Origin of the sequence: Rhodococcus sp. BE178 (genome assembly GCF_050433545.1) — a bacterium.
Lineage (GTDB): Bacteria > Actinomycetota > Actinomycetes > Mycobacteriales > Mycobacteriaceae > Prescottella.
Genome location: NZ_JBNPXA010000006.1, coordinates 224,745 through 238,999, shown reverse-complemented (window position 1 = coordinate 238,999; position 14,255 = coordinate 224,745). Strand labels below are relative to the sequence as shown.

The window sequence follows — 14,255 nt, the reverse complement described above, 5'->3', positions numbered from 1 at the left end:
TAGTGAGGAGTCTCGTGGAAGCCGGGACGGATCTCTCGAGCCGCGCCGACGGACCGCGCATCGCGCGCAATCACACTGCATGATCGGTTCTTTCCATCGGCTGCCATCGCAGCGGGGAACCCGCCTCCGTCGACGACCAGGACGGGCAGGGCGGAAGTCCTTCGCGGCCTTTACAAATGGGACCCGATAGGTCCGATCGCCGCCAAAGTCGTTCGCCCTTCGAAGCAGAACAGATGCTAATGCAAACCAGTATGAACATGAATTGTCCTGATGTGACGTAGCTGACACTCTCTATTCAGTTCCGGCCGTGCTGCTGCTGGATGGCTCGGCGGAGCTGATCTCTGAAACGCGAAATCCAGGAGGAAACTGATGTCTCAGGCAACCGCGCCCAGCTATGCGGACGTTGTCGATCTGACGCGCTATCCGATCAACGACCTCGACGGCGACCGCGGCCGCGCATTCATCGCGGCCTGCCGTGAGGAACTTCTGCGTACCGGCGTTTGCCAGTTGTCCGGATTCATGGTTCAGGACGCGGTGGATCGGATGGTGGAACAGGCAATCGCGCTCGCTCCGTCGGCATTCCGAACCGACAACACTCACACCGTCTACTTCGAGTCGACCGACGAGTCGGTGTCGCCCGACCATCCGCGATCGGCGCAGCAGCGCTCGGCGAAGCAGACCATTGCCTGCGACCAGATCCCTATGGATTCCCCGATCCGACGACTCTACGAATCCGACGACCTCGTGCGGTTCATCGCCGCGGTTCTGAGGAAGGACAAGCTGTACCGAAGCGCCGATCCTCTCGATGCCGTGATGATCGCGATGTTCGAGGACGGCGACGAACTCGGATGGCACTTCGACCGCAGCGAGTTCGCGGTGACCGTGATGTACCAGGATGCCGACGAGGGCGGTCACTTCGACTACTACCCGGCCCTGAGATCCGCAGAAAGCGAGAACTACGGCGGTGTCGCGCGCGTGCTGGAAGGCAACTCCGACGGCATCATCCGCCTGACGAGCAGCCCCGGGACCCTGGCCATCTTCCACGGTAGGCACGCACTGCACCGCGTCTCCCCCACCGCCGGCGCCAAGCCGCGGATCAACTCGGTTATCACCTACGGCGAGGACGCGGATATGCGACTCAATGAACTCACTCAGGACCTCTTCTACGGTCGCGCCGAGTAGGTCCGGTCCGGCCGAATACGCCGTCACTCGCGTGTCGCGGCTCGCTTCCGACTGCGGGATCGATCCGCGACACGCGCGTCGACCGCGATCGCTCTCCGAGAACACCTGTCTGCCAATGCATCAGATACATCAACGTGACCAGGCCCTGGTTCGTCAACAGCAACACGGTTGACGGTCGCAGAACAGTGACGGACCTCGGCGATGTTGCGGACTTCCATCGAACGAACGAACGGAGCCAGGGATATGCATGCCACCAATCTGACGACATCTCCGATCGGCGAACCACTCGGCGACGGACGATCCCCACCAGGTCGCGACCGTGACGACGAGCCGCTGAGCCGGTTCCACATCAAGATCACAGCGTTGACGTTCGGTGCGAACTTCTCGGACGGCTACGCACTCGGGAGCATCGGCATTGCACTCACCGCGATCGCTCCGCAGATGGGCCTCGGTCCCGCCTGGCAGGGTGTGCTCGGCGCGTCCATGCTGATCGGCATCTTCTTCGGCAGCATCATCCTCGGTTGGCTCGGCGACAAGTTCGGCAGGAAGCGGGTATACCTGCTCGACTTCCTGCTGATCGCCGTCGCGTCTGCGGCGCAGTTCTTCGTGGACGGGCCGGTCATGCTGCTCGTGCTCAGGCTCCTCATCGGTTTCGGAGTAGGCGCCGACTACGCACTCGGTCCGACGCTCGTCGCCGAGTTCGTGCCGCGTCGTTTCCGGGGCGGCATGCTCGCGTCCCTGACGGTGATGTGGACCGTGGGCTACGTCGTGGCCTACTTCGTAGGGACGTATATCGTTCAGATCTCCGACGACTCATGGCGCTGGCTGCTCGCGAGCGGAACGATTCCAGCGGTACTGGTGCTGCTCCTCCGGATCGGCACGCCCGAATCGCCACGGTGGCTGATCAGCAAGGGGCGACTCGCCGAGGCACGAGAGATCGCCGCAACGTACCTGGGTGGACACCTCGATGTCGAGCAGATTGCGAGCAAGGGACCCGAGTCGCCCGCCCGATACCGTGACTTCTTCGGACGTAAGTACCGCAGGCGCACAGCATTCGGCATGCTCTTCTTCAACTGCCAGGTGATCCCCTACTTCGCGATCTACACGTTCCTCCCCGTCCTGATGGTGAAGATCGGACTCGACGACCGCGAATTCCTCGGCGGGGCTATCCTCAATGTCTTCCTGCTGCTCGGCGGGATCGCCGGCCTCTGGTGGGTGGCCAGGATGTCGAGACGAACCTTGCTGATCTCCTCGTTCGCCGTCATGGCTGCGACGCTCTCGATCGTCGCTATCGGGCCCAACGGACCACTCCCGCTGGTACTCGGCGCGTTCGTCGTCTTCACCTTCGTCATGTCGGGTGCCTCGAATCTGGAGCAGGTCTATCCGCCCGAACTCTTTCCGACCGAACTGCGGGGTTCGGGCGTGGGGCTGCTCAACGGAGCCAGCCGTATCGGGTCAGCAGCAGGCACGTTCCTCCTGCCCATCGCGCTCTCGTCCTTCGGACTCACTGCCACCATCATGGGCCTGGTCGTGGTCCTCGTGATCGGCCTCGTCAGCTCGGCCCTGATGGCGCCGGAGACAGCACACCTGTCGCTCGAGGACTGCGCCTGACACAACCGCGCGAATCACGCGCTCTGCGTGGGAGATCCCCGCCCGCTCGGCCGGGCGGGGATCGGCGTCCACCGGATCGGATGCGAGGCAGTCGGACCCGGCGAGGCCTTCCGGCGATCTGACCTAGAATCCCCGCTGGAGAAGCAGATATGGAGTTCGATCGAGCTGCGCCACTTCATCGCATTGGCTGAAGTAGGTCGAACAGGGTCATTCACCGCTGCTGCATCTTCACTCGGCTACACACAGTCTGCTGTGAGCCAGCAGATCAAGCGCCTGGAGACAGGTATCGGCCACCAGCTCGTGGAGAGATCAGCCGGCTCACAACCGGTTGCCCTCACCCCCCCGCAGGTCAGATACTCGTCTCACACGCGGAGTCGATCGAAGCGCGTCTGGCAAGTGCCCAAGCAGATCTGCAGGCCTTGTCCGACGGCGCCGCAGGACAGCTCCGGGCTCGTACGAAAGCGTCGGTTCCCGGATACTCCCGCGCACACTCGAAGAGTTCTCGAACTCGTGGCCTCACATCAATGTGATGGTGGTCGGAGACTCGGCCGGAGACTCGACGTGACGAAGTCGGGACCTCGCGGACTACCGCCGTCTCACGTCTGAGTCAGCGCGCCCAACCACAGCCGAATCGTCGAACGTAGCTGCGCGACACGGCTCTCCTCATCCAGTTCGACCGCTGATCGTGAACCGTGGATCAGGTCGAACAGCAGGCCCTCGAGCAGGCTGACGAGATCGTGGGCCGCGCGGTGCGGGTCGCTCGCGCCGAGGGCCTCCATCAGCTCGGCGGCCAGTGGAACCGAGAACAGGCAGGCCCCGAGCGCGCCGCGCAACTCCGGATCTCCCGCGGCGTCGACCGCCAGGGCGTATCTGGCCAGCGCGTCGACCCTGCGCGAGGTGAGCAGGATGTGGAGTTGGCCGGCGATCAACCCCGCAGCGGCATCGGCGGAGGGCACCTCCCGCTGTCCGTAGGCGTGGACGAACTCCTCACGCGAGCGGTCGGCGAGCCGCGTCACCGCGGCGGCGACGAGGGCGTCGCGCGTGCGGAAGTAGTACGACGTGGACCCCTTCGCGAGCCCGAGCCGCCTGTCGATCGCCTGGTGCGTGACGGCGTGGTTGCCGCCCTCGGCGGCGAGCTCGAGCGCGGCGTCACAGATCGATTCGCGGCGTGAGGGACGGTGATTCATGTCTCCCATTCTCCCAGACTCTACGATGCTAGAGTTTCGGCCGTGAGATGGTTCCGGCGCGCGCCCCTCCCCGCCCTGCACGTTCCCGCCGCAGTGTTCGAGACTGCGGCCGCCGATCGCGGATTCGCACTCGATCACGCTCAGCGGCAAGCGATCTCCGACCTGATTGCAGCCGACGGCCGCAGCGTGTATCTGTGGGGACCCGTAGGCCGCGGGAAGAGCTGGCTGTTGAACACGTACTTCGACGGCCTGCCGACGGAGCACAAACTGCGCGTGCACTTCCACGAGTTCTTCCGCGACCTCCACGTCGCCATCCGCCGACGCGGCCACAACCTCGACGCCGCGCTCGACGACCTGCTCCGTGACGTCCGGGTGCTGTGCTTCGACGAGTTCCACGTCCACGACGTCGGCGATGCCACATTCGTCGCGCGACTGCTGCCCGCGCTCCTCGCCCGCGACGTCACCCTCGTGGTGACGTCGAACTATCCGCCGCACCGCCTGATGCCCAATCCGCTGTTCCACGACGCTTTCGTTCCGACCATCGAGTTGATCGAACGGTCGCTGGCCGTCGTCGCGGTCGACGGGCCCCGTGACTATCGCACCGGCTCGGACCACGCCGCCGGATTCGCGGCCGGGCACTGGGTGGTCCCTGCAGACGCTGAGCAACTCGCTCTGCTCGGGCTCGAGCGCCCCGATCCGACCGAACGACGGACGATGTCACCGTGTGGGCACCCGCTCGTTGCGCTCCGCGCCGACGCGCACTGCCTGTGGTTCGACTTCGCGGACCTGTGCGGCCACACCACCGCGCCGGCGGACTATCTGGAGCTCACCGCACGGCACGAACGCTGGGTGATCAGCGACATCCCCGATCTCGTGAACGCGGGAAGTGAACCGGCGCAACGCTTCGCCAATCTCGTCGACGTCCTGTACGACCGCGACGTCGAGGTGACGTTCCTCGCCGCCCGAACGGTCGACTCGCTCGCCGGCGCCGAGCATCTGCCCGTCGACATCGACCGGATCCTGAGCCGGCTCGGACAGTTGCAGACGCTGCCCACAGAGACGGCTCCGGCCGCCGCCGGTGCGAAAGCACCGTCGACGGCCGGAACGACGACCGAATCCGTCAGCTGGGAGTAGCGGCCGACTCGGTGTCGGCCACGACCTCGCGCACCGGCTCGCCCTTGCGCGGATTGACGAAGAACAGCACGACGGCGAAGCCGAGCATCAGCACGGCCGCGGGCAGCATCGCCGACTGGGCCATCGCGGTCGCAAACGGTTCGCGGACCATCTCGGGCAGCTGTCCGCCCATGAAGTGGCCCTCGCCTGCCGAGGCACCGCCGCTGATTCCGACCGAGGACAGCTCGGCCGTGATCCGCGACGTCATCAACGCGCCCATCGCGGCGCTACCGAGCACGGCTCCGACCTGGCGGGTGGTGTTGTAGACGCCCGAACCGGCACCGACATGCGCCATGGGCAGGTTCCGGGTCGCGGTCGCGGAGACCGGAGCCCAGATGAATGCGTTGGACGCACCGATGACGGCCATCGGGACCAGGATCTGCCAGATCGGCGTGGTCGGGGTCAGTCGCGTCGCCAACCAGGCGGTGGCGAGGGCGAACGTCAGGAAGCCCGGTCCCGCGATGAAGCGCGGATGCGCCTTGTCGACGAGCCGTCCGACGAACGGGGCGAGGATGCCGGTGACGATCGCCATCGGTGCCATCAGCAGGGCCGACCGCGTCGGCGACAGACCGGTGACGCTCTGCGCGTAGTACATGAACGGCAACATGACTGCGGTGATGGAGAAGCCCATCGTCATGATGCCGAGGTTGGCGACCGAGAAGTTCCGATCGCGGAACAGGGCGAGCGGTACCAGCGGTTCGCTGCGATTGACCCTCTGCCACCACACGAACGCGATCATGACCACGACGCCGACACCGATCAGCACCCAGGTCCGTGCGTCCCAGTCGTAGGAGTTGCCCTCCTGCAGGCCGAAGACGATGCAGAACAGGCCGATCGCGCTGAGCGCGACACCGACCAGGTCGAACTTGTGGTTGCTGGTCGGCAACACCGGGACCAGACGCCACGCGAGCACGAACGCGACGACACCGACGGGGACATTGACGATGAAGATCCACTCCCAGCCGAGGTTGTCGACGAGGACTCCACCGAGGATCGGACCCACCAGAGTCGCGACGCCGGCCACCGAGCCCCACAGGCCCATCGCGGCTCCGCGCTTGTCCGGCGGGAAGATTCGTGTGATGACGGCCATTGTCTGCGGCGTCATCATCGCCGCGCCGAGGCCCTGGAAGACGCGGGCGACGATCAGCATCTCGATGCCGCCGGACAGACCGCACCACAGGGACGCGAGGGTGAACACGACCAGGCCGATGAGGTACATGTTCTTGGGGCCGAACCGGTCACCGAGCCGACCGGTCACCAGCAGCGGCACCGCGTACGCGAGCAGGTAGGCGCTCGTCACCCAGATGACCGCGTTGACGTCGGCGTCCAGTTCGGCGGTGATGACCGGGTTGGCGACCGCGACGATCGTGCTGTCGACCAGGATCATGAAGAACCCCAGACACAGGGCCCACAGGGCCGGCCAGGGCTTGACTTCGGTTTTCATTGGTTGCCCTTCTGATCTGCGAGTTTCTGGTCCGCACGTAACTGGTCCGCACGTTTCAAGATTTCGAGGTGTTTGTCGGTCACCCACGGGATCTCACCGCTGTGGACCCGGGCCGCGAACGCGCGCAGCCAGTCGAGTTCGGCCTGTGCCATGGCCCGGGTGTACGAGAACGGGATGGTGAACAGGTCGGGAACCTCGCGCCCCCGAGCAGCCTCGGCGAAAGCATCGAGCTCCTCGATTTCGGTTGCCAGCGTGGCGATCCGACGTTCGAGCAGCGCGAGGGCCTCAGCCGATCCGAGGTTGTGCAACTCGGCCAGGCCGAGGGTGAACTGCGGGTACTCGGAGGCCCGGACTTCCACCATCTCGGCCACGCGCTCACGGACCGCGGCACGTCCGGCCGGGGTGATCTCGTAGGTGGTCCGCTCGGGGCGGTTGCCCTGCCTCTCGATGCCCACCACCGCCACCAATCCGTCGCGCTCGAGACGGTCGACGGCGTGGTACAGCGAGCCCGGCCGGACCTTGACGATCCGGTCCTTCCGGCGGGTGACGAGGAGCTGGTACATCTCGTACGGATGCATGGGCCGCTCGAACAGGAGCGCGAGGACGGACACCCCGAGGGGTGTGACTGATCGCGGCAGCAATTCCTGTCACCCCACTTCCGCGCCAAATATTCCGCGTGGAATATACGGCCGTGGAGGCCTCACCGGCAATGCCCTGCGAGGCCTGTGACCAGGAACACTGCCGCGAGTCGCCGTCAGCCGAACGTCGCCGGGTCCGGTCCGAGACGACCGTCCGGGGAGTCCAGGGAACCGATCGCGAACATGTCGTCGGCGGTGAGTTCGAAGTCGAACACGTCGAAATTGCTCGCGATCCGCTCGGGCGTCACCGACTTGGGGATCACCACGTTGCCCAACTGCAGGTGCCAGCGCAGGATCACCTGCGCGGGGGTGCGACCGCGTGCCTCGGCGATCGCACCGATCGTGGGGTCGCCGATCGTGGTCCCCTGTCCGAGCGGGCTCCACGCCTCGGTGACGATGCCCATGTCCGCGTGGACCGAGCGCAGGTGCGCCTGCCCGAAGCCGGGGTGCAGTTCGATCTGATTGAGAACGGGCGCCTCTCCGACCTCCTCGACCAGGCGCTCGAGATTCTCCGCGGTGAAGTTGGAGACACCGATCGACCGCACCCGCCCGTCGGCCTTCAACTGCTGGAGCGCCTTGAACGTGTCGATATACCTGTCCTTCGCCGGGGCCGGCCAGTGAATGAGGTACAGGTCGAGGTACTCGAGTCCCATTCGCGCGAGGCTGTCGTCGAACGCGCGCAGCGTCGAGTCGTAACCCTGGTCGTCGTTCCACAGCTTCGTGGTGACGAACAGGTCGTCGCGGGCGACGCCGGAGTCGGCGAGGGCACGTCCGGTACCGGCCTCGTTGTCGTAGATGCGGGCGGTGTCGATGCTGCGATACCCCACCCGTAGCGCCTCACCGACGGCGTCGTACGCCTGATCGTCGGGCACCTGGAACACCCCGAAGCCCAGTTGCGGAATCGTGTTGCCGTCATGGAGAGCAACGGCAGGTACAGAACTTGTGGAGGTCATATCGGGGCAACCACGGCGGCGCGCCGACATGTTCCCGGCGTCCCAGAACGTGGACACCGCGATGTCGTTGCGCGGCGCGCACGGGCAGGCATACGTTCGATCCAGGTGGTCTGATCTCCCGGAAGGGGCGGGCAATGAACCTCGGGTACCGGCTGGCGTATCGGCTCGGCTTCACACCGTGGGAGAACGCCGGGCGCAGTGTCTTCGGGGACCAACTGGGCCAACTGTTCGACGCAGCACCTGCCCCGACCGACGCGACCGCCGCGAAGGCCCTCGACCTCGGCTGCGGCACGGGCGACCATGCCATCGAGTTGGCGATCCGCGGGTGGTCGGTCACCGCCGTCGACACCGTCCCGCTCGCGATCGAGCGGGCCCGCGCGAAGCTGCCGATCGCGAACGCGGATGTGACGTTCGCGATCGGCGACGTCACGAATCTGCCCGCGTACGTGGACAGCGGGTACGTTCTGGCGCTCGACGTCGGCTGCTTCCACGGGCTCGGTGAGGCGCAGCGCAGGGTGTACGGCAACGGCCTGACCGCTGTCACCGAATCCGGCGCGCAGTTGCTGATGTTCTCGTTCTCGCCCGGCCACCGCGGTCCACTGCCACGCGGCGCGTCCCGCTCCGACGTCGAGCGGGCGCTCGGCAAGTGGACCGTCGTCGGGGACGACGCCATGGACACCACGGCCGCGCCGGTAATCCTCGCGAAGACAGAGCCGCGGTTCTTCCGACTCGTCCGCGACTGACCACCGTCGACCGGAACGAGACCGGAACGATTCGCAATGCAAACGGGTTGCCGTCGGGGTGATGCCGAAGCTTTCCGTACTCGACCTGTCCCCCATCGCCGAGGGTTCCACCGCCGGCCAGGCCCTCCGCAACACGCTCGAGCTGGCCCGACGCGCCGAGGAACTCGGCTACCACCGGTTCTGGCTCGCCGAACACCACTCCATGCCCGGCATCGCCAGTTCGGCACCCGCGGTGATGATCGGCCAGGTCGCGGCAGTAACCGATTCCATTCGCGTCGGCTCCGGCGGGGTGATGCTGCCCAACCACGCACCGCTGGTGGTGGCCGAGCAGTTCGGCACGCTCGACGCCCTGTACCCGGAGCGGATCGACCTCGGCATCGGCCGCGCACCCGGCACCGACCAGGTGACCGCGCACGCGCTGCGCCGCCAAGCCGACGCGCTGGGCGCCGACGAGTTCCCGCAGCAGCTCGCGCACCTGCGCGCGTTCTTCGACGACGGCTTCCCCGCCGACCACCCCGTACGCAGCGATCACCGCCGTCCCGGGGCTGGGCGCGAAGGTGGCGGTGTGGCTGCTCGGCTCGAGCACGTACAGCGCGCAGGTCGCCGGGGTCCTCGGTCTGCCGTTCGCGTTCGCCCGGCACTTCTCCCCCGCCCAGACGATGCCGGCACTGCGCGTGTACCGGGAATCGTTCCGGCCGTCGGAGGTACTCGACGAGCCGTACGCGATGCTGACGGTCACGGTGATGGCCGCCGACGACGACGAGCGCGCCCGCTACCTCGCCGCCCCGATGAAGCTGTCGATGGCGCGGTTGCGGGCGGGCGATCCCGGCCGGTTCCCGAGCCCGGAGGAGGCTGCCGCGAACCCGCTGACGCCGGAGCAGGAACGGCTGATCGCGGCGTAGTCGCGTCCGCAGCAGCCTCGAGCCGATCGGTCCGGAAAGTCCCGGCCGGTGGAATCGGCGATGTGATCCAGGCCACGTCGACGGATACTCGCAGTGCTCGACCCGCCTTGCGCCGTTGCCGGCGCCCACCGGGTCGCGGACAGTTCCACGAAAGATGCTGTCGCACAGGATACGAACGACGAGGAGATCGATACATGATCGACAAGACCAAGTACGGGCCGTGGGCCGTCATCGCGGGCGGCTCGGAGGGCGTCGGCGAGGAGTTCGCCGTCCAACTCGCGGAGGCCGGTCTGAACCTGGTGCTGCTGGCGCGCAAGCCGGAGCCGCTCGAGGCGACGGCGGAGAAGGCCCGAGCCAAGGGCGTCGAGGTCCGGACGCTGTCCGTGGATCTGACCGCGGCGGACATGCTCGACCAGATCCGCAGTGTCACCGACGATCTCGAGGTGGGACTGCTGGTCTACAACGCCGGCGCCAACACCTACGGCCACGAGTTCGTCACCGGCGACCTCGACCGCTTCCAGCAGGTCATCGATCTCAACATCACCGGCCAGCTCGAGCTCGTCCAGCACTTCGGCGCACCGATGAAGGACCGCCGGCGCGGCGGTCTCCTGCTGGTCGGTTCGATGGCGGGCTTCCTCGGCTCCGCCCAGATCAGCATCTACGCAGGCGTGAAGTCGTTCTGCCGCACCTTCGCCGAGGGCCTGTGGCTCGAGATGCGCGAGTACGACGTCGACGTCCTCGAGATGGTCCTCGGTGTCACCCGGACCCCCGCGATGGCCCGCGCCGGGCTGAACATGGACATCCCCGGCCTGAACGTCTCCGAGCCCGCGGACGTGGCGGCGCAGGCTCTCGCAAACCTGTCGAACGGCCCGGTGGTGGTCGCGAAGGGCAACGAGGGCGCGGTGGAGAAGCGCAGTGGTGGCAACCGGGCCGAACTGCTGCTCGCCGCCCAGGCCGCATCGAAGGCGATGCTGCCGCCGGAATCCGAGTAACACAACGCGATCCGGGGTCGACTTCGTGGGCGACCCCGGATCGGCGCTCGGTCAGCGGGCCGTCAGGCGTTCCGACAGCTCCCACAGCGCGGCCGCGGTGACCGGGTCGGCGGCATGGGCCGACGCCCGGCCGATGCCGCAGTCGGCGAGGTACGCCCCGCCCGCGCCGTCCAGGTCGGCGGACGTCGCGGCCCACACCGAGGTGGCCGCCGCGGCCGGGATCGATTTGAGATTCGCGAGCAGGCCGGGCTTTCCGGCACTCATCCGCTTCATCTCCGCGAAGTCGTCGCGGGACATGTACCGCGACAGACCCGTCGCGCACACCCCCGGGTGCACCGCGAACGCCTGGATACCACTGTCTGCGTAGCGATGCTGGAGTTCGACGGTCATGAGGACGTTGGCGGCCTTGGACTGTGCGTACGCGACGAACTTGTCGTAGGGACGCTCCACGAAGTTCGGGTCCCCCAGATCGACGGCGTGGGCCCGGTGCGCGTCGGACGACACCGTCACCACCCGGGCGGGTGTCCCCGAGCGTCGAGCCCCGTCCTGCAAGTGTGGCAACAACAGGGTGGTCAGCAGGAAGTGGCCCAGGTGATTGGTGCCGAACTGCAGCTCGAACCCGTCGGCGGTGCGCCCGAACGGCGTGTACATCACCCCGGCGTTGTTGAGCAGCAGATCCAGGGGCTTCCCGATCTCGTCGATGCGCCGGGCCGCCGCTCGGACAGTGCGCACGTCGGCCAGATCGACGGCGACGGCATGCAGTTCGGCGTCCGGGATCTCGCCTCGGATCCGATCGGCGACGGCTGCCGCCGCGGTACCGTCGCGGGCCGCCAGGATCACTGCTGCACCGGAGGCCGCCAGCGCACGGGCGGTCTCCGTGCCGAGCCCGCTGGTCGCACCGGTCACCACCGCGGTTCGCCCGCGCAGGTCGATCCCGGCGAGGACCTCGTCGGTCGTGGTATCGGGCCCGAAACCGTTCATTCCCAAGGCAGTTCCTTCCAGTCGGTCGACACGCGCGCGGACCAGTCCGGGTCGCGCCGGTCGAGAAATGCGCGCACACCCTCGGACGCGTCGGCGCTGCCCATCACGCGGTGGTGGAGCTCGGTCTCGAACTCGGCCACCCGTTCCGGGGAGAATCCGTACCGCGCGGTGTCCCACAGCAGTCGCTTCGACAGCGCCGCCGACATCGGTGCGACGTTGGTGGCGATGTCCCGCGCCATCGCCAGCGCCGCGGGGAGCACCTCGTCGGCGGGCAGGGATCGGCTCGCGATTCCCAGCCGCACCGCCTCCGGGCCGTCGAAGGTGCGCCCGGTCAGCAGGATCTCGGCGGCCGCGGCCATCCCGGCCGCACGCGGAACGGTCCAGTGCGACATCGCATCCGGGACCACCCCCCGCCGCACCTGCGGGATCGCGTACTTGGCGTCGTCGGCCACGATGCGGATGTCGGCCTGCATCGCGAGGGTGAGGCCGATACCGATGGCGTGGCCGTTCACCGCGGCGATCACCGGTTTGCGGAGGTCGAAGGCCGGCGGGTTCACCGGCGACGCGGAGAACCCGTCGTGGGTGGGTGCGGCGAAGGTGTCCGTGCCGGCGGTGAGGTCGGCCCCGGCACAGAACGCCGGCGGGGTTCCGGTGAGCACCAGGACTCGGACGTCGTCGTCGGCGTCCAGGGCGCGGTAGAGATCGCCGAGCGTGCGTCCCATGGCCCCGGTGAACGCGTTGCGCTGCTGCGGCCGGTCGAGCGTGAGAACCGCGACGCCGTCGACGATCTCGACCAGGACGTCGCTCACGACGTCAGCGCCTTGACCGCCGCGACGAGGTCGGCGATGTGCCGGTCGTCGACGTCGTACCCGGGGAAGTAGCAGCACACCCGGTCGCTGTGGTCACCGAAGCGCGCGACGATCTCGGCCGCGCATTCCTCCGGGGTACCGTGCACCGCGAGGGTCGCGAGCATCTTGTCGTCGATCAGGTCGCGCATCGCGGCGAACTCTCCCCGCTTGGACAGCACGTTCAGCTCGGGCTGCAGGTCCGCCCAGCCCTCCACCTCGAGCACCGGCCGGTACGCAGGCGTGGAACCGTAGAACGCCAGGAGTCCGCGCACCCCGAGCGAGGCCGCGGCGAGTTCGTCCGGGGTGCGCCCGACGCCCACGATGATCTGCGGATAGATCGCGAGGTCCGCGCGGGTGCGGCCGCCGCGGGCGAGCCCCTCCTCGACAGCGGGTAGGGTCCGTTCCCGAAAGTGCCGGACGCTGTTGAACGGCATCACGAGCAGGCCGTCGGCCACCTCTGCGGCGGTGCGGGTCATGATCGGGCCCAGGGCACCGAGACAGACCGGCGGTGGGCCGTACGGGTTGGGCCCGGGATCGAAGGTGGGCGGCATCAACGTGTGCGTCGTGAACTCGCCCTCGAAGCGCAGGCGCGAATTCCCTTCCCACGCATCGAAGATCGCCTTGATCGCGAGTACCGTCTCGCGCATCCGAGCGGCGGGGCGAGACCACTGCGAGCCGTACCGCTTCTCGATGTGGGGGCGAATCTGGGAGCCGAGACCGAGCCGGAACCGTCCTCGGCTCAGCAGCTGCAGATCGTAGGCGGTGTTCGCCAGGTGCATCGGACTGCGCGGCAACGCGATCGCGACGTTCGTCATCAGGTCGGCCTCCACCACCGACGCGGCGGCGACCAGCGGCACGAAGACGTCGTGCGCGCCCTCGAACGTGAACAGACCGTCGACCCCGAGGTCGACCAGTTCCCGCGCTCGCTGGGCGGCATGTTCGGGCCGCCCGTCCAGTTGCACGTCGATCTTCACGAGTGACTCGCTTTCGTCTCGGACGCGGCCGCGACCCCGCGGCACGCGAGTGTGTACAGGGCGTCGGTGAGGGACTCCACGAACGCCTCGGCGTCCACGTAGCCCTGGGTGAGGCCGCGGATCGACGTCGCGCCGGTGAGGATCTCGAAGAGGATCGACGCATCGACCGGTCCGGGGACTTCGCCGGTCTGGGCGGCCCGGTCGAGTCGCGCGACGAACGCATCGCGGACCGGTGCCTGCCGGGCGAGCAGACGGCTGCGGTCCGCGTCCGCCTGCATGTCGGACAGCAACCCCGGGACTCCGGCCCGCGCGGCAGGACTGGCCGCACGCACCAGGAACGCCCGCGCCCAGGTCGCCAGGTCCGCACGCAGATCCCCGGTGTCCGCGGGCAGGTCGTACCGGCCGGGGCCGTGCACGGCCTCCTCGATCAGCGCCTCCCGGGTGGGCCAGCGCCGATAGATCGCGGGCGCACTGACCTGCGCCCGGCGCACGATCGCGGCAATGGTCGTCTGCTGGTAGCCGACGTCCGCGAGCAGACGACGGGCAGCGACCAGCACCGCGTGATCCTTGCCGGGGTCCCGCGGTCGACCCACCCGCTGCGTACGCTCACTCATTACGTTTCATGCT

Annotated in this window: 15 protein-coding genes and 1 pseudogene; 8 read left to right on the top strand and 8 right to left on the bottom strand. The window is 67.6% G+C overall.

Annotation, left to right across the window (positions count from 1 at the left end; all coding sequences use genetic code 11):
• Window positions 1-369: 369 nt before the first annotated feature.
• From J2X34_RS13990 to J2X34_RS13980, 3 genes are all read left to right on the top strand, one after another.
• A complete protein-coding gene (locus tag J2X34_RS13990; RefSeq protein ID WP_429517823.1) occupies window positions 370-1,182 on the top strand; it encodes a HalD/BesD family halogenase in 813 nt (270 codons plus the stop codon).
• A gap of 243 nt (window positions 1,183-1,425) precedes the next feature.
• Window positions 1,426-2,793, top strand: a complete 1,368-nt coding sequence (locus J2X34_RS13985) for an MFS transporter (RefSeq protein ID WP_429517822.1) — start codon at window positions 1,426-1,428, stop codon at window positions 2,791-2,793.
• A gap of 27 nt (window positions 2,794-2,820) precedes the next feature.
• Entirely contained in the window at window positions 2,821-3,399 is a 579-nt protein-coding gene (locus J2X34_RS13980) for a helix-turn-helix domain-containing protein (RefSeq protein ID WP_429517820.1), read from the top strand.
• Here J2X34_RS13980 and J2X34_RS13975 read toward each other — a convergent pair.
• Complete coding sequence (locus tag J2X34_RS13975; protein WP_429517818.1) at window positions 3,390-3,980, bottom strand: TetR/AcrR family transcriptional regulator; 591 nt, start codon at window positions 3,978-3,980, stop codon at window positions 3,390-3,392. The genes J2X34_RS13980 and J2X34_RS13975 overlap by 10 nt on opposite strands.
• A 42-nt stretch (window positions 3,981-4,022) precedes the next feature.
• Here J2X34_RS13975 and zapE point away from each other — a divergent pair, with 42 nt between their 5' ends.
• The gene (gene zapE, locus J2X34_RS13970; protein ID WP_429517816.1) at window positions 4,023-5,114 is read left to right on the top strand and encodes a cell division protein ZapE; all 1,092 of its coding nucleotides are present in this window, start codon (window positions 4,023-4,025) and stop codon (window positions 5,112-5,114) included.
• Here the strand turns inward: zapE and J2X34_RS13965 are convergent.
• The 3 genes from J2X34_RS13965 to J2X34_RS13955 all read right to left on the bottom strand — a co-directional run bounded on the left by J2X34_RS13965 (window position 5,101) and on the right by J2X34_RS13955 (window position 8,188).
• The gene (locus J2X34_RS13965; RefSeq protein ID WP_114722971.1) at window positions 5,101-6,597 is read right to left on the bottom strand and encodes a DHA2 family efflux MFS transporter permease subunit; all 1,497 of its coding nucleotides are present in this window, start codon (window positions 6,595-6,597) and stop codon (window positions 5,101-5,103) included. The two genes, zapE and J2X34_RS13965, sit on opposite strands and share 14 nt — an antisense overlap.
• Entirely contained in the window at window positions 6,594-7,208 is a 615-nt protein-coding gene (locus J2X34_RS13960; protein WP_429517814.1) for a PadR family transcriptional regulator, read from the bottom strand. The genes J2X34_RS13965 and J2X34_RS13960 overlap by 4 nt, the downstream gene beginning before the upstream one ends.
• Before the next feature lie 143 nt (window positions 7,209-7,351).
• Window positions 7,352-8,188 (bottom strand): aldo/keto reductase, encoded by an 837-nt coding sequence (locus J2X34_RS13955; protein WP_429517812.1) that lies wholly within the window; start codon window positions 8,186-8,188, stop codon window positions 7,352-7,354.
• Between the two features lie 134 nt (window positions 8,189-8,322).
• Here J2X34_RS13955 and J2X34_RS13950 point away from each other — a divergent pair, with 134 nt between their 5' ends.
• From J2X34_RS13950 to J2X34_RS13935, 4 genes and pseudogenes are all read left to right on the top strand, one after another.
• The gene (locus J2X34_RS13950) at window positions 8,323-8,931 is read left to right on the top strand and encodes a class I SAM-dependent methyltransferase (RefSeq protein ID WP_429517810.1); all 609 of its coding nucleotides are present in this window, start codon (window positions 8,323-8,325) and stop codon (window positions 8,929-8,931) included.
• 61 nt (window positions 8,932-8,992) lie between these two features.
• A pseudogene (locus J2X34_RS13945) lies at window positions 8,993-9,421 on the top strand (MsnO8 family LLM class oxidoreductase); the annotation flags it as partial.
• Window positions 9,422-9,488: 67 nt separating this feature from the next.
• Window positions 9,489-9,833 carry a hypothetical protein gene (locus J2X34_RS13940; RefSeq protein WP_429517892.1) on the top strand — a complete coding sequence of 115 codons (345 nt, stop codon included), beginning with the start codon at window positions 9,489-9,491 and terminating at the stop codon, window positions 9,831-9,833.
• Window positions 9,834-10,027: 194 nt separating this feature from the next.
• Complete coding sequence (locus J2X34_RS13935) at window positions 10,028-10,825, top strand: SDR family NAD(P)-dependent oxidoreductase (protein WP_429517888.1); 798 nt, start codon at window positions 10,028-10,030, stop codon at window positions 10,823-10,825.
• A gap of 51 nt (window positions 10,826-10,876) precedes the next feature.
• On the opposite strand, the gene J2X34_RS13930 is transcribed toward J2X34_RS13935, so the two are convergent.
• From J2X34_RS13930 to J2X34_RS13915, 4 genes are read right to left on the bottom strand one after another with little or no spacing between them, the layout of a single operon-like run.
• Complete coding sequence (locus tag J2X34_RS13930) at window positions 10,877-11,806, bottom strand: SDR family NAD(P)-dependent oxidoreductase (protein WP_114722965.1); 930 nt, start codon at window positions 11,804-11,806, stop codon at window positions 10,877-10,879.
• Window positions 11,803-12,615 carry an enoyl-CoA hydratase/isomerase family protein gene (locus J2X34_RS13925; RefSeq protein WP_114722964.1) on the bottom strand — a complete coding sequence of 271 codons (813 nt, stop codon included), beginning with the start codon at window positions 12,613-12,615 and terminating at the stop codon, window positions 11,803-11,805. Before J2X34_RS13925 ends, J2X34_RS13930 begins: the two co-directional genes overlap by 4 nt.
• Window positions 12,612-13,628, bottom strand: a complete 1,017-nt coding sequence (locus J2X34_RS13920) for a TIGR03617 family F420-dependent LLM class oxidoreductase (RefSeq protein ID WP_429517807.1) — start codon at window positions 13,626-13,628, stop codon at window positions 12,612-12,614. The genes J2X34_RS13925 and J2X34_RS13920 overlap by 4 nt, the downstream gene beginning before the upstream one ends.
• Entirely contained in the window at window positions 13,625-14,242 is a 618-nt protein-coding gene (locus J2X34_RS13915) for a TetR/AcrR family transcriptional regulator (protein ID WP_114722962.1), read from the bottom strand. Before J2X34_RS13915 ends, J2X34_RS13920 begins: the two co-directional genes overlap by 4 nt.
• Window positions 14,243-14,255: the final 13 nt, after the last annotated feature.

Excerpts from the sequence above, each read along its gene's own strand:
- J2X34_RS13990 (WP_429517823.1), top strand. The coding sequence starts at position 370 with ATGTCTCAGGCAACCGCGCCCAGCTATGCGGACGTTGTCGATCTGACG.
- J2X34_RS13985 (WP_429517822.1), top strand. The coding sequence starts at position 1,426 with ATGCATGCCACCAATCTGACGACATCTCCGATCGGCGAACCACTCGGC.
- J2X34_RS13975 (WP_429517818.1), bottom strand. The coding sequence starts at position 3,980 with ATGAATCACCGTCCCTCACGCCGCGAATCGATCTGTGACGCCGCGCTC.
- J2X34_RS13965 (WP_114722971.1), bottom strand. The coding sequence starts at position 6,597 with ATGAAAACCGAAGTCAAGCCCTGGCCGGCCCTGTGGGCCCTGTGTCTG.
- J2X34_RS13955 (WP_429517812.1), bottom strand. The coding sequence starts at position 8,188 with ATGACCTCCACAAGTTCTGTACCTGCCGTTGCTCTCCATGACGGCAAC.
- J2X34_RS13950 (WP_429517810.1), top strand. The coding sequence starts at position 8,323 with ATGAACCTCGGGTACCGGCTGGCGTATCGGCTCGGCTTCACACCGTGG.
- J2X34_RS13935 (WP_429517888.1), top strand. The coding sequence starts at position 10,028 with ATGATCGACAAGACCAAGTACGGGCCGTGGGCCGTCATCGCGGGCGGC.
- J2X34_RS13930 (WP_114722965.1), bottom strand. The coding sequence starts at position 11,806 with ATGAACGGTTTCGGGCCCGATACCACGACCGACGAGGTCCTCGCCGGG.
- J2X34_RS13915 (WP_114722962.1), bottom strand. The coding sequence starts at position 14,242 with ATGAGTGAGCGTACGCAGCGGGTGGGTCGACCGCGGGACCCCGGCAAG.